A 14,546-nucleotide genomic window follows, 5' to 3' on the forward strand; every position below is an offset into this window, starting at 1 on the left:
GTGATATGAACAAAGGTAATTAGATTCAATAATTTTTCAGCATGATAAAAAGCCTTCTTTATACATTTAAGGCACAATACCGATTGTTTTGCTGTCTTGGTCAGGATAAATGACAAAAAAAAGGCGCCAAGAACCACAAATACCTTTAGCTTCTTTGTGTCTTGGCGCCTTTAGAGGGTTTATACTTCTTGGATTAAGTATCCTTTCCGATCGCTTGGACCCTGAAGCCCATTCTTTTTAATTCCTCATGATGAAGGATATTCCTACCATCAAAGACTTGTGCCGGCTTCAACATTGAATGATATACCTTTTGCCAATCATAACCGACAAACTCATCCCATTCTGTCAGGATTGCCACTGCATGAGAATCCTTGACCGCTTCATAAGGATCATTGATTACTTTGACATACTTACGGTTCTCTTCAGAAGAACGGGTATTCAAATAATCCAAATCAGCATAAATTTTTTCTGCACTTACTTTAGGGTCATATACACAGATCTCTGCCTGTTCGCTGACCAGGATATCTGCCACGTAGATGGCTGCGGATTCTCTTGTATCGTTTGTATCTTTTTTGAAAGCCCAGCCCAAAAAGGTGATTTTCTTACCATTCACTGTATTGTAGAGTGATTTGATAATATTTTTGGCAAACCTTGCCTTTTGATGGTCATTCATTTTGATGACCTGTTCCCAATAATCTGCCACCTCATGGAGTCCATAGCTCCTACTGATGTAGACCATGTTTAATATATCCTTTTGGAAGCATGAACCTCCAAAGCCTACTGAAGCTTTGAGGAATTTTGATCCGATTCTGCTGTCCGCACCAATGGCTCGGGCCACCTCAGACACATCCGCGCCAGTGGCTTCACATAGTTCAGAGATCGCATTTATAGAAGATACCCTCTGGGCCAAAAAGGCATTTGCAGTCAATTTAGACAATTCAGATGACCAAACATTGGTAGTTAAAATTCTATCTCTAGGCACCCATTTGGCATAAATTTCCACCAAGGCTTCTATAGCCTCCTGACCTTCAAGAGAGTTATCTCCACCGATCAATACCCTATCCGGATCCAAGAGATCTTCTACTGCAGTTCCCTCAGCCAGAAATTCAGGGTTAGAAAGGATCTGAAATTTCAATCCGTTTCCGGTATTATCCAAAATATCTTTCACAGCTTGAGCGGTCCTTACAGGCAGCGTGGACTTTTCTACTACTATTTTGTTTTCATCAGAAGCGGCTGCAATTTGCCTTGCACAAAGTTCTACCCATTTGAGGTCAGCTGCCATTCCACGGCCTTCTCCGTAAGTTTTGGTGGGTGTATTTACCGATATGAAAATCATTTCGGCTTCTTTGATTGCTTTGTTTACATCTGTGGAGAAAAACAAATTTCTACCTCTTGCCTCGGCTACTACTGCATCAAGACCTGGTTCATAAACGGGTAGCTTGTCCAGGTCTTCGTCATTCCACGCATCAATTCTTTTTTGGTTGATATCAACTACTGTGACTTTTACTTCCGGGCATTTTTGTGCAATCACTGCCATCGTAGGTCCGCCAACATACCCTGCACCAATACAGCAAATTTTAGAAATCTTCATTTTAATTTTTGATTGTTTATCATTAAAAACTCTACGACCAAGAGTAAAAAACACGTCTGTTTAAATGGGACTCAATATTAACAAAACTGGCTTGAATTACCTCAAAATAAATTGGTAAAAATATTTTCTTAAGAAATTAGGTAGAACGCGTACACTGCCTCTGATAAAATAGTTTCTAAAAAACTCTATCTGTGATATGAATCCAATTCTCAAGAAGTCCTTCTGAACCTCCACTTCATTTTTAAAATATTCAACTCCACCCCTTCTTCCAAACAGTTCATTGTCTGCACGCATGAAAAGCAGCACTGTTGGAATATTGGCTATTTTAAAACCAGAGTTCAGTAAACGGCCCCAAAGGTGATAATCCTGTTGAAATCTAAAATTGTCATAACTCCCTACAAAAAGGATATCATCCTTCCTGTACATTACGGTAGGATGATTGAGCGGGCATCTTTTTTTGGCAAACTTAAACAAGTCCTCGGGATCTGAGGGTAATGTCCTGTAAGTATTGATATTGTCTACTTCTGCAGAAAATTCAGCAATCCAGCTCCCTACCACAGAGATTTGAGGGTTGCTTTGAAGGTATTGAAACTGAAGCTCAAACCTCTTAGGGTGTGATATGTCGTCGGCGTCCATTCTGGCTACAAGCGCCTCAGAACATGACTTAAGTCCAAGCTTCAAGCTATAGCCCAAGCCTAGGTTTTCAGTGTTTATTATTCTTTTGATGGGGAGTTCTTGTTCCCAAAAAGTAACCACCTCTTCAAGCTCGGAGGTAATTTTCCCATCTTGAATCAAAATAATCTCAGAAGCAGGTAAAGTTTGGTTTTTTAAACTCTCAAAAGCCTCATTTAGGAAAATGGGGTTGTCTTTGTGGTAGAAAGACATTAAACAAGAAAATTTATTCATAATGTAAATCTATGATTATTAGATTAAAATCGGAAAAACTACGGTCAATTGTTTACTTATCTTTACGGTTGTTTTCATGAGAACGCTACATTTCATTATATATTTTCGCATTTTTATTTAAAAATATAGACCATCTGAACATTCGAAAAGACAGAAAAAAGGTTTTGACCTTTGGTAAAAGCCTCCTGCCTGCCATCCGCGAGTTGCCATTGGTAATTGTGTGCATTGATCATTTGCACCTTGGAGCTAAAAATAAAGTTGTTCCATCTTTGATCCCAAAGAAGACCTAGGCTAAGATCAACCCATGGTTTTACCCTCTTTTGTTGTCCAAAAGCCCGGTAGTAGAAGTCCTGATGGTTTTCTAAGCGCTCTAAGAGAATCCCTTTTTTGTTGAGTCCATCTACAAGGGCAAACTCCATTGTCTGCGAATTGGAGCCCACACCGATGCCCACACCAAGTGCTTGGCCGTAGTTGGTAAATCCCCTTGCACGCGAGTGTGTATGCCAAGTTTGATTTCCACGCAATCCCGGATACCTGATATACCTGTTCACTGATTCTTGTTGATGTACCACCTCTCCCCTGACTTGAAGGTCATATTTTGATTGAGGCAAATCAATTAATTTATTGAATCCAAAAAGAAAAGCCCTTGCATGCTCCGGGTTGATGATGGCTTCTCTCCAGTTAAACGAATGGTCTCTTCTGCCGTACTCCGTGTAGAGTTCTGCCTTTGCTGATGGAATGACCAATCTTCCAAAAAGAATCAATTGCTGATCTCTGCCTTCTTCATCTCTGTCAAACCCGAAGTTGACTTTTTGAAAAGCATTGAAGATCGGGAAAATATCACCAAAGGAATTGGTCATAAACTCACTGTATTGCTGATTGGTCCTGATGAAACCAAGATGTAGGCCTTTGATCCATTTTGGATTATAAGAAAAAAGTATGGAATTAAGGTATTTCCAATCTCCTGAAAATTCCCGAAAAAACCGTGTGTTCAAATTTGAAAACTGAGAAGGGGCTAAACCCGAATCCTCGATCCTTCCCGACAATATGTTGAACTCAATATTTCCAAGAAAAAATGGAATTGGCTCTGAGGTACTTAATTTCACGTGGGGAAAACCTTGCGCATTATTACTAAAAGAAAGTGAATTGAACTGACCTGGCCCCCACCAAATATTTTCGGTAGCAACTCCCAAAGACAATTTCCAGATTTTTAAAGCAATTGAAGATTGGCCTAGCCAGGGCCTGAAAGCAAAACCTTCATTGAATCTCTCGGGAAAATCCCCGTTATTCCAAAAAAAGAATCTTTCTCTGGTGATCCTATCGGAAAAATCATTCGGAAACCCTTCAAAAGGTCTGTTTTGGTTTACCAGTATCTCAGGAGACAACCTGACACTGAGCCACTTTGATTCATAATTGATTCCCAGATTCTGGTAAAATTGAAACCCCACACCAGGTTGTATCAAACCCATTCCCCAGCCATAAGGTCTCTTTGAATTAAAGACAAGCTTGCTCACCAGTGGAGAGAAGGAAATGCCATCAGCAACTGTAAATTCCTTATACAGGCTGTCATTTACCGTATGGTTACTTACTATTTTATTTAAATGAAAAGGTCTATTTGTGAAGGAAAAATCTGGCATAATATTTCCTTTGATTTGTTCCCTTCTAAAGTATTCGTCAAAAATTGGTAAATTCAAATTTGTTACTTGAGCCAAAAGTTGAAAGTTGAGCAACATGGCGAAACCAAAACAAATAGAAAGTTTAGAATAAAAACTCATCCTAAAATATGTTAGAAATGTATAAAAGGCTTTTCATCATTTTAATCCTTCATTTTTTATTTACAGATATAAACGCCCAAGAAAATCAAAAACCCTTGGCTTTTCCAACTGCAGACGGCTATGGCAAACATACTACAGGCGGTAGAGGCGGCAAGGTGTACACCGTCAGCAATCTGAATGACAGTGGAGAAGGCAGCCTTAGGGAGGCCTTGGAAGCTTCCGGAAGAAGAACTGTGGTCTTTAGCGTAGCCGGAAACATCGAATTGGAGAAAAGAATTCTTATCACCAATGGGAACCTGACTATTGCAGGCCAATCTGCTCCGGGAGACGGCATCACTGTTCAAAACCATCCGATTCTTGTAAGGGCCAGTAATATCATTATTCGTTATATACGGATCCGAGTGGGTGATCGGAGCAAAAGAGAGTATGATGCTTTTGCGGGCAATAAACAAAAAAACATCATTATAGATCATTGTTCTGTCAGTTGGGGCAATGATGAAGTAGCGTCATTTTATGACAATCAAAACTTTACAATGCAATGGTGTATGATCACAGAGGCATTGCATCACTCCTATCACAGTTCAGGCCCTCATGGCTATGGAGGGATTTTTGGCGGAAGAGGAGCGACTTTTCACCACAACCTGATAGCCCATCACTTTGCCAGACTACCAAGGTTTAATGGTGCTCGGTACCATAAACAACCCAAGCAGGAAATTGTTGATTTTAGAAATAACGTTATCTACAATTGGGTGAATTTCACTATGCATGGTGGTGAAGAAGGCAACCACAATATAGTCAATAATTATTTTAAACATGGGCCTGCTACACAGGAAGAGCATAAATATAGAATATTGCGCGTCTTGGAACCAAAAGGCAAATTCTTTATTGATGGAAATTTTATTTTTGGAGATGAACAGGCCTCGCAGAGTAATTGGTTAGGAGGTAATTGGGAAGGGCCTGTAAGGGGTGAAAACATCAGAAATGCACGGGCTTCCTCGCCTTTTCCATTTCAAATCCAAGGCACTCAAACAGCCCAAGAGGCATTTGCTGATGTGTTGAAATATAGCGGGGCGAGTTTTTGCAGAGATGAGATCGATTCCCGTATCAGTTATGAAGTCCAAGAAGGAACTTTCACATATGGCAACAAGGGCATTATTGATTCACAGGAAGATGTCGGCGGATGGCCGGTTCTGAAAAGCGGCCAAGCCCCTAAAGACTCAGATGGAGATGGGATTCCTGACGAATGGGAGATTGCAAGAGGATTAGACCCGAATGACCCCGATGATGGCGCTAAAGTAGCAGAAAACTCATACTACACTTATTTGGAACTTTACCTCAATGAAATAGTAGCTTATATTCCCTAAACCTTTTGATTCAAATCAATCCACCACAGATGCCTTTTGCCTGAGTGGACAGAATCAAAATAGACCTTGTCTCCTTTTAGGTTGATTCTTGGGTGAAGGTCACACCTTGTTTCACCATAATAACTCAATGTCTCTAAAAACTCTCCCAGTTTGAGGATCTCTCCGTTGGAGAAATGGTAAGAGAACAATTCTTTGAGTCTTGACTTGTTGGGATAGGTATCAAACACCATAAACTTTTCATTGAAGGATTGTGGATGCCCATCACCAAACTTGTCCTGAAGGTCTTTCATGGTATGAATTTCTCCAGTATCGGCATTGACCAGGTAATAGTTGTCACCGCAAAGGGCTTCATCCCTCATGTACACAATCAACTCAGATGAATTTTTCCAACAATAATGGCTAACCATCTCATCTTTATTCAGAAGCGTAATTTTCTGAGAATTCATATTGTAACAAAATAGCCTGTCAATCCTTCTTCCATCCAAAAAATAACGGTGAAGAAACACAAACTTATCGCCTTGATGGTTGGCCATAATGTGGTTGAATTTTTGAAAACTCTGAGCCACTGAAAGTACATCCCCCCCGGTTTTGATGGGATACTTTTTAAGAATACTTTCCAAACTGACCAGAACACGCCATTCTTCTGCATTCTTATTTTTAAAATAAATACCTTCTTCGCTCAAACTTAGCTCTCTTTCCACCTCATGACACCTGTATCCATAATCAGGCCTCAATTTGTTCAGTTTTTCAAAATTCAAGCTGAGAAATCCACTTTCAATACTTTCATAAACAGGTTTACCCAGCCTACTTTCAGTTACTTCACCATCCTCATCGATAGTCACCTGTATGGCATCATATCCGGAATTTGTTTCAAAAACATTAAAAACAAAAGACTTTGGACCTACCCAATGCAACCTTGCACCTTGCTGCCAGTTGTACGCCAAAGTAATATTCCTGTAAATGACTTCATCATTTCCAAGATTTTGGCATACTACCTCGATAGATTCTCTGCCAGAAGGCAACATTTTGGTATTCCTTGCAGTGGAATGATAGAGTAGATAGGTGCCACATTGACTTTCCGGCGATTTGTCATAATACCCAAAAAATGTTTCTTTTTCACCATCCTCAGCAGCACCTATCGCACAGGAACTCTTATGCGTATGGCTGGGCCGGTAAAGGATAAAGTTTAGTTTTTGATATGTCTTTTTCAGAAATTGCTTTGCCCCGGGAAAAGCTGACAGATACTTTGCAATTATTCTTTCTTTCCTTGAATACCTCACTTTGAAACTTGTAAATAGAGTTTTTGATATTTTTTTGACATTACTTCTGCAGCAAACCTTTTTGAAACCAAACCTCTTGCTACTCCACCTAAGCCATGCAATTGCTTGGAGAAAATTTGAATTTTCTCTTTCAGGTCTTCTACATCATCTAGGTTGAATAAAAAAGTATCAAATTCACTTCCTTCAACCAATTCCCGATGAGGTGGAATGTCGGACAAAATCACAGGTAAATCACAGGCCATCGCTTCTAAAACTGCATTGGGGAGGCCTTCAGCTCTAGAAGCAGAAACAAAAGCATCAGCTTCCAGAAGATATTTTTTCACATCAGACTGATGGCCTACAAATTCAATATTTCCAAGCTTATCCAAGGATTTCAAATCATCAGACTCAGGACCGTCTCCCACCACAATCAGTTTGAAATCCTCCCCAAGTCCGCTAAAAGCTTGAATAAGTTGGGAGTTATTTTTTCTAAAAATAAGGCTTCCGACAGTCACAAATACGATTTTTTCATCTACAGTACTTTCATTTTTCATCTCAGTAATGGATTCAGGAGAAAAGCGGCTCAAATCCACACCATTTTGGATTGTAGTACTAGACACTCCTATTTCAGAAAGCTGCTTGAAAATACTCATAGAACAGGCCACCACTTCCAGATTTTTAAAATAAGCAATATGCATTTTGGCCATGAGCAAACCTTTGATTTTCCCGAATTTTTGGACGTAATCCACCAAGGGGAAATTTCTCGATGTGGTGATGCGCTTAAATTCTGAGCCAAATCCTGCATTATATCCATCAGCCCTGATACCCATAGATTGAATAATATCAGGCTTAAACTTCTGTAGTATTTGTTTTAGGATTTTCTTGTTCTTCAAAATCCCAGACAATCTTCCAGTTCCCAAAGTTTGAATATCAATGCCTTCCTTCTCAAAAGATGCTTTCATTGAGGACTTGGGTTCAGGAGAAAGGGTCAAAATCATAGGATCAAAGACTTCTCTGTCCAGGTACTTGATAAGGTAAAACAATTGATTGGTCGGCCCTTTGGATTCAAGGGTAGAAACAATATATAGAACTTTAATTTTTTGCATGTTGAGATTTATGTGATTCGGCCATCCAAAGGCCAAACAATAAAAAGAAAATTACAAAAGGAGAACGCAGGGGATTAAGCACTACCATGGTGAAACTTAGGTAAATGACTATCGCCAACACCAGGAAATTTGCCCAGTTGGCCCGATCCACAAATATATTTAGTGACTTGATCAATGTACCGATAAGAAAAATAATCAAGGCCAAAATAAATGGCCATTTGCCTTGAGCATAATAGGTAAGGTATCCGGAATCCACCAAGCCCACCTTGCTGACAGCATTCACCAAGGTGCCAAACTCAAATGATTCAAGTGCCTGGAAGACCCTTGGCCACAGTCTTTCGGTACGGTGAGAAAAAGAGCGATCAGTAGCTGCACCGCCCTCTATGATCCTTGTGAATCTACCAAATAACACATCCGTACCCACATATAAATCTATGATAAAATAACCCACAACGCCCATTAAAAGGAATATGAGAATACTTACCAACTTTCCTCTATTGGGTATAAAAATCCAACCCACGGTCAAAATGATAACTGCCGTAATCACGCCTGCCCTTGAAGTGGTCAATACCAAGGCCAGGAAACTTAAAAGCACAAATGCCCCATCCCAGCTATTCCTTTTGCCTATGTAGCTGGCGAGAAAATAACTCATGGATAAAATGGCAAACACTGATAAACCTGTCGTATTCACAAAAAATCCTGATGCCCTAATCCCATCCACTACCCTGAAGTGCGAGTCCACTGCAAAAGGCTCAAGGTGCTTGGTGATCAAAAATGAATACGGCAGCATCCTGATCCTAACCGCGATCTGAATGACCCCATAGATGATGTTCAAGACAATACTGTACCTCAAGACTTTGTTTAAAAACCTGTCTAACTCCAGCACTTTAGGTGGCTCAGAAAGGAGAATATATAGGTAAAAAGGCAACCAAATCAAGGCCATACGCAAGGTATTTCCAATGGCTCCAAGCCCCTCATAACCAACAAATAAACCTAAAATGGGGTAGAGAAGCTCAAACAATATAAATAGGAGCACAAAAGAATTGAGAATCGGGTAATGGTATACCTTGTTTTTATGTACCAGTAAGATAATCGCCAAACCCAAAATAGGGAAAGCAAACAGGTCAGAGACCCTGAGGTTATTGGAGCCAATAAGAGGTAAGCCATAAGGATACAGGAAGAACAATGCCAACAGATAGGCCAGTATCAAAACATTGAGGACATCTATGATCTTAAACCTTAAAAGCATATCAGGCTAAAGGACGTTGTAAAATTTGCAAATAAGCTTCAACAGCTTTTTCCTTAGAAAATCGAAAAACAGACCTTGATATTGCTTCTTTTTCCCATTCATATTGTATGGCATCAATGATGGCCGCGGCGAAAGCTTCTTTGGTACTTTCCACTACCAAGATTCCATTGATATAGGGAAGTATGATATCAGATGGACCGCTTGGACAATCTAGACTTACCACTGGCAAACCATAGGAATTGGCTTCAATCAACACATTGGGAAAGCCTTCATAATGTGAACTTAGTACACAAACCAGCGCTTGTTTGTAATATTGGGCTACATTTTGGCTCTTGCCCACAAGACTGACATTATGCTCCAAGCCTTTGGAAAATACATGATTTTCGAGGTCTTGCTTTTGATCTCCATCACCAACTAGACATAACTGTAAGTCTGGATTCGACTTCAATGCGATTTCAAATGCATCAATCAAGAAAAACAGGTTTTTTTGGGCTTTCAATTTCCCCACAAACAAAACCATATTGCTCTTTTCAGTATTCAATGGCTGCGTTTGAACTGGAATTTGATCCAGAAAATTAAATATTACCGTGACAGGAACTTCACTCTTTCCTTTGAGGGATTCAAGTTCATTCTTCATCCCCGTGGATTGGGCAATGATATGATCTACATCAAAAAACCACCTTTTAATCAGGTATTGACTGACCCATTTGTGCCAAAAACTTTTCTCATGTTTGAATTTTTCTCCAAGACTATTGATACTTCTGGCTACGATATGGAGGTCCATTTTCCATAATTTCCGGATCAAAACCAAAACGACTGAGAGCTGAAAAGTAAATACCAAGATTTGGCGTATTTGATTTGCTTCAATGGTACTTTTTAACCTGAAAAGGGACTGTCGTGCATGGGCTACTTCAAGGTTGATCACACTGACATCCGGCGATAGGTTATCAGCCAATACGGCTTCTCTAAGTTCCATTACAATGATACTTACTTTATGACCGTTTTCTGTCAACGCATTGGCCAGGTTGACACAGTTTTTCTCTGCCCCTCCCAAACGGAGAGAATTGATCAGGAAAAAAAACTCTTGCTTCTTTAAGCCCAATTTATTCTTTAATAGGCTTGAAAAATAAAATATAGGCCACTGATAAAGCAAAGCCTAAAAACAGAAACACGACGATATTCAAAACCAATTTAGGACTTGACTCTTTCAAAGGTTCATAGGCTGGTTCAAGCACATTGAACACAGGCACTGACCTTTGCACTCTGATTTTAGCCTGCTCTACTTCCTGAGCCAAATTATTAAACACATTGAAATAGATAGATACCTCATTTCTGAGTTGTTCCTCTTTTACTTGAGCAGCAGCTGATATAATGTTACGATTTCTATCTCTGAAAGAAGCCAAATCATCCTGGGACTTGAAATACTGCCTTTTTGCCTCATCATATCGCTCCTCAATAAATTCTAAGTTTCTGATATCAGCACTTGACTTGTAGTTGATCACATATTCAGACAAGTATTCATAAGTAAGGTCTACCAATTTAGAAGCTACTTGTGGATCTTGGATTTTGACCTGAACCGTCACTATTCCAAGAGACATATCCACTTCGGCACTTACCCTGCTTCTGATCTGAGAGATGGCGGAATTTTCCCTTCCGGAGAGTTTCCTGTTGGCCTTTTTCTCTTGAACTTGCTCAGTACTTTCTACCGCATCTTTTTTGGGTTCGCTTTTTTTGAAAAGCGAAAAGAACCTGCCCGGTAATTTGAAAATTGTTTGCAAAAGGCTCACTTCCTGATGTCTGACAAAATATTCCTCAAGCGTCAATGTTTGTCCTACACTAGGAAAATAAAATTCCTGCTTGATCAAGTACAAGCCAAATGGCGTACTCGCTACCACATCAGGATAAAGGTTTGGCGGAATGGAACTACCGGGGTTGGTAGGCATATTTAGACCTGCCAAACCAGCCAAGCCGCCCAGATTACCTGGTAACCTACTGGATTGTTCTACAACAGGAAGTAATGTGCTTTTGGTAATATACTCTTTTGGAGTTGTGGCAAAATTTATGATTGCCAAAACCAAAGCAACGGCGAGGGAAATGATTATGATTTTTTTCCCTTCTAAAATGGCTTTCAGGACATCGGAAAGCCTAAGCTCTTCTTGTTTCATCGATTAATTTTTTGGCCCTAGCATCCCAGGTATAATTTGTAAGAAAATCTTCTTTTGCCTTGTCGCCTAAATTAGCTCTAAATTCAGCATCTTCTAGTTTTTTTAAGGCATATATCCATTGAGAAATGTCATTCCCTTTCACAAGAATACTATTTTGTTCATTCAATACTTCTCTCAGCACAGGCAAATCAGAACAGACGATTGCTTTTCCAGCCGCCATATATTCAAAGATTTTAAGAGGTGACATCCACTTTCCGGTTTTTACTTTTCCGGCAGTACTGACCTCTGTCTCATATGGAGCCAAAAGTACATCGCATTTCATTCTGATGTTTTCAGCTTCTTTGTGATTGAGATATCCGTAAAGAGTTACATTTTCACTTTCATTGAATTGGGATTTCACCTCAGCAATTTGTTCAGGAGAACCTCCTACCAATAAAAATCTGTAGTGAGGACATTGCCCAATCAAGCTCAAAATAGTCTCTATACCCCTACCCTTATAAAAACTCCCAACGTAACCTACCTTGATGATTTTATCTTCTTCAGGCTGGCCGTTCAGTATTTCGGCTGAAGTGGGATCGGCGGCATCAGGCAGGATAACTACTTGACTATCGCTCAATTGGTAATTATTGGTATAGTGTTTTTTTAAGGAATCTGTGATGACACCCAAAAATTTAAAGTTGCTTCTTTTGATCATTTTTCTGAAAAAATAATCATTTAAAGCGCTCTCATCTTTGATGGGATAGTGAGATTCATAAGCAATTGGCACCTTATTCAATAAAGAACAGACAAAACAGCATAAAAAACTACGTCCATAGATAAAGTCCGGATTTAGCTTTTTGATAATATTCGAAGCATCCAATGCAAATCTCAATGCCTTTCCTTTGTATGCAGGCCATTTGGCATATACTACTTCAAACAAATGGTCTACATTGTAAAATGCGTGCACGTCCTCAACATACAAATCACTTTGGATTTTTGGGACTATCAAAGTAACCTCGTGTCCAATTCTTGCCAGGGCATGGCACATTTTCATGACATGGACGGAATTGGCATTTCTGGAAGGAATAATTGAACTAGCTATGTATACGATTTTCATCCACAATCTTTGTTAAAAACTCCTCTACTTCTGCACTCAGTCTTTCTTCAGAAAAATGCTGACTTGCATATTTTTTTGCTTTGCTGCCCATTTCTTTTCTGAGCTTGGCATCTTCCAACAGCCTTCTCACATCTTTTTGCATTTGATCTTGTGTACCTGACACAAATCCCAATCCTTCCGTAAGAATAATATTATCAGGGTCAAAACTGAGACTAACTGTTGGAATGCCCTGCATCCAAGCTTGAATAAAATTGTTACCAAAACCCTCTGGTTCACAGGTATGCACCAGTAATTGTGCGTTCTTTAAAATACCGTTGACTTCTTCTGGTGTTCTTTTGCCTAGATAATGGAAATTAGGCAGGCTTTCAGCCTCCGAAACAACTTGCTCATAACTTTGCTGCTGGATCGGACCGATCATGAGGAATAAAAATTCCAAATCCTTACAATTCTTGGCCAATTCAATATATGCTTCAGGTCGCTTTGAAGCTTTTATGCTGGAAACCCATGCCACATATGGCTGTTCGCTGCTAAAAGGCTCCGTTACTTTAGTAACTGCATTCTTAATCACCTTCTGTAAAGGAACTTCCAATTTTCCAATGAATTCAGAATTCAATGAAGTGAGTCCGGAAATATCCTTCAGGTAAGAGAACTGTCTTGCTGACTGAAGTTTCTGTTTCAGTATACTTAGTTTACTTTTCAATTTCCCCTTGAGACCTTTAGGTTTCATGGGTTTGTAGGCAAACCTAGTGACGTCATTGATATGAGAAACTGCATACACAAAAGGGATATCCAATGTTTTTGCAACAGGAATGATCTTGTCCAACCCATGTTTATTGTACCTCCAATAAATCACATCAGGTTTATGTTTTTCAAGAAAACCTTTCACGGAAACCCTACTGCTTTTGTCAAAATCAACAATGGTGTAATTGTAAGAAAAAGAAGGTTCAAAATCCTTTGGAAGAGATACAGCGCCATAGACCACTTGATGGCCAATTTGACTCAGGCCTTTAGCTATCAAATCACACTGCATTTCAGAACCGCCTAAGGCATATGAGATGTGTTTGTTGATAATGAGTACTTTCAAGATATTAATTTGAAATTCTTGCTATAAATGAGACAATTTTTGAAAAGAAGCCCTTTTTCACCATTATCAGGTTATACTCATCGTCAGTCTTGTTCATCAATTGACCTACCTTTTTGAAGTAAGCCCTTTTTCCAATTGGATTATCTATTCGCTTGAAATACTGGTACATCCAAAAGTATGAATTTAACTTCGATGCCTCTTTTTCTTTTTCAGAAAGAGACGACCATATTCCTCCTGAGTGTCTTAAATATACAGCTGGCTTGATATCTGACATGTACTTTCCCTTACCAAATTGACCCAAGAAAGCAGTGAGTAGGTTATCTCCATTCTTGATATATTTGGCTTCAATACAAGATTCTCTGATATTCCCCATATTTCTATACATCATAGAGAGGGTAAGGATGTGGCTACTTCCCGAAATCAGGTCCTCAGCTGAGCTATCTTTCTTTTTTTCGTCACTCATTTTGGAATCCTCCAAAAGCTTCCCTTCTGGATCGACTACTACTGCATCATGGTAAGCAATCACATAATCGTCATGAGATTCTAAAAACTCAGCTTGTTTCTGCAATTTGGTAGCATCCGTCCAATAATCGTCGCCTTCACATAGGGCTAGATATTTACCTTTGATCTGACTGAAAAAAGGTTCGCGTAAAGCTTTCTTTTTTGGGGATCTGTAAGAATTAACCTCCTGAAAATATATTTTTAACGCATTCGGATATTTTTTCTCATATTCCCTAAGCTTTTCTACAGTCCCATCATCAGAGGCATCATCATGGATAAGAACCTGTACCGGAAATGTCGTTTCCTGCATCAATATCCCCTCAATACACTCATCAATAAAATTGACATGATTGTAAGTCATAGTCCGGGTAGTTACCAAAGGCTGAGTTCCATCAGGCCATTTTTGGTCTTTGATCGGTACGGGATTCTGCAATGGGGTATAACTCATTT

Annotated in this window: 12 protein-coding genes; 1 reads left to right on the forward strand and 11 read right to left on the reverse strand. The window is 39.5% G+C overall.

The features are described from left to right. Positions 1–193 precede the first annotated feature (193 nt). The 3 genes from CLW00_RS07900 to CLW00_RS07910 all read right to left on the reverse strand — a co-directional run bounded on the left by CLW00_RS07900 (position 194) and on the right by CLW00_RS07910 (position 4,272). Positions 194–1,591 (reverse strand): UDP-glucose 6-dehydrogenase, encoded by a 1,398-nt coding sequence (locus tag CLW00_RS07900; RefSeq protein ID WP_106133140.1) that lies wholly within the window; start codon positions 1,589–1,591, stop codon positions 194–196. A 96-nt stretch (positions 1,592–1,687) separates the two neighbouring features. After that, positions 1,688–2,476: a glycosyltransferase gene (locus tag CLW00_RS07905; protein ID WP_170073188.1), complete on the reverse strand. Its 789-nt coding sequence runs from the start codon at positions 2,474–2,476 to the stop codon at positions 1,688–1,690. Positions 2,477–2,610: 134 nt separating this feature from the next. After that, a complete protein-coding gene (locus tag CLW00_RS07910) occupies positions 2,611–4,272 on the reverse strand; it encodes a capsule assembly Wzi family protein (protein ID WP_106133142.1) in 1,662 nt (553 codons plus the stop codon). A 17-nt stretch (positions 4,273–4,289) separates the two neighbouring features. Here CLW00_RS07910 and CLW00_RS07915 point away from each other — a divergent pair, with 17 nt between their 5' ends. Continuing rightward, positions 4,290–5,636: a pectate lyase gene (locus tag CLW00_RS07915; RefSeq protein ID WP_245917197.1), complete on the forward strand. Its 1,347-nt coding sequence runs from the start codon at positions 4,290–4,292 to the stop codon at positions 5,634–5,636. Here CLW00_RS07915 and CLW00_RS07920 read toward each other — a convergent pair. The 8 genes from CLW00_RS07920 to CLW00_RS07955 are packed head-to-tail and all read right to left on the reverse strand — an operon-like array spanning position 5,633 to position 14,544. Next, positions 5,633–6,916: a TolB-like translocation protein gene (locus CLW00_RS07920; protein ID WP_106133144.1), complete on the reverse strand. Its 1,284-nt coding sequence runs from the start codon at positions 6,914–6,916 to the stop codon at positions 5,633–5,635. The two genes, CLW00_RS07915 and CLW00_RS07920, sit on opposite strands and share 4 nt — an antisense overlap. Next, the gene (locus tag CLW00_RS07925; protein WP_106133145.1) at positions 6,913–8,001 is read right to left on the reverse strand and encodes a glycosyltransferase; all 1,089 of its coding nucleotides are present in this window, start codon (positions 7,999–8,001) and stop codon (positions 6,913–6,915) included. The genes CLW00_RS07920 and CLW00_RS07925 overlap by 4 nt, the downstream gene beginning before the upstream one ends. Beyond that, on the reverse strand, positions 7,988–9,250 hold the full coding sequence (locus CLW00_RS07930; protein WP_106133146.1) for an O-antigen ligase family protein: 1,263 nt from the start codon (positions 9,248–9,250) through the stop codon (positions 7,988–7,990). Before CLW00_RS07930 ends, CLW00_RS07925 begins: the two co-directional genes overlap by 14 nt. 1 nt (position 9,251) lies before the next feature. After that, the gene (locus CLW00_RS07935; RefSeq protein WP_211300170.1) at positions 9,252–10,304 is read right to left on the reverse strand and encodes a glycosyltransferase; all 1,053 of its coding nucleotides are present in this window, start codon (positions 10,302–10,304) and stop codon (positions 9,252–9,254) included. 49 nt (positions 10,305–10,353) lie between these two features. Beyond that, complete coding sequence (locus tag CLW00_RS07940; RefSeq protein WP_106133148.1) at positions 10,354–11,415, reverse strand: GumC domain-containing protein; 1,062 nt, start codon at positions 11,413–11,415, stop codon at positions 10,354–10,356. After that, positions 11,396–12,511, reverse strand: coding sequence for a glycosyltransferase family 4 protein (locus CLW00_RS07945; protein ID WP_106133149.1), 1,116 nt, complete (start codon positions 12,509–12,511; stop codon positions 11,396–11,398). Before CLW00_RS07945 ends, CLW00_RS07940 begins: the two co-directional genes overlap by 20 nt. Further along, positions 12,489–13,595 (reverse strand): glycosyltransferase family 4 protein, encoded by a 1,107-nt coding sequence (locus CLW00_RS07950; protein WP_106133150.1) that lies wholly within the window; start codon positions 13,593–13,595, stop codon positions 12,489–12,491. Before CLW00_RS07950 ends, CLW00_RS07945 begins: the two co-directional genes overlap by 23 nt. Positions 13,596–13,599: 4 nt before the next feature. Next, positions 13,600–14,544, reverse strand: coding sequence for a glycosyltransferase (locus tag CLW00_RS07955; RefSeq protein WP_170073190.1), 945 nt, complete (start codon positions 14,542–14,544; stop codon positions 13,600–13,602). Between the last annotated feature and the right edge of the window lie 2 nt (positions 14,545–14,546).

The organism is Mongoliibacter ruber, from assembly GCF_003003005.1.
Classification (GTDB): Bacteria; Bacteroidota; Bacteroidia; order Cytophagales; family Cyclobacteriaceae; genus Mongoliibacter; species Mongoliibacter ruber.

Coding starts and splice junctions, on each gene's coding strand:
- CLW00_RS07900 (WP_106133140.1), bottom strand. CDS start 1,591: ATGAAGATTTCTAAAATTTGCTGTATTGGTGCAGGGTATGTTGGCGGA.
- CLW00_RS07905 (WP_170073188.1), bottom strand. CDS start 2,476: ATGTCTTTCTACCACAAAGACAACCCCATTTTCCTAAATGAGGCTTTT.
- CLW00_RS07910 (WP_106133142.1), bottom strand. CDS start 4,272: ATGAGTTTTTATTCTAAACTTTCTATTTGTTTTGGTTTCGCCATGTTG.
- CLW00_RS07915 (WP_245917197.1), top strand. CDS start 4,290: ATGTATAAAAGGCTTTTCATCATTTTAATCCTTCATTTTTTATTTACA.
- CLW00_RS07925 (WP_106133145.1), bottom strand. CDS start 8,001: ATGCAAAAAATTAAAGTTCTATATATTGTTTCTACCCTTGAATCCAAA.
- CLW00_RS07930 (WP_106133146.1), bottom strand. CDS start 9,250: ATGCTTTTAAGGTTTAAGATCATAGATGTCCTCAATGTTTTGATACTG.
- CLW00_RS07940 (WP_106133148.1), bottom strand. CDS start 11,415: ATGAAACAAGAAGAGCTTAGGCTTTCCGATGTCCTGAAAGCCATTTTA.
- CLW00_RS07945 (WP_106133149.1), bottom strand. CDS start 12,511: ATGAAAATCGTATACATAGCTAGTTCAATTATTCCTTCCAGAAATGCC.
- CLW00_RS07955 (WP_170073190.1), bottom strand. CDS start 14,544: ATGAGTTATACCCCATTGCAGAATCCCGTACCGATCAAAGACCAAAAA.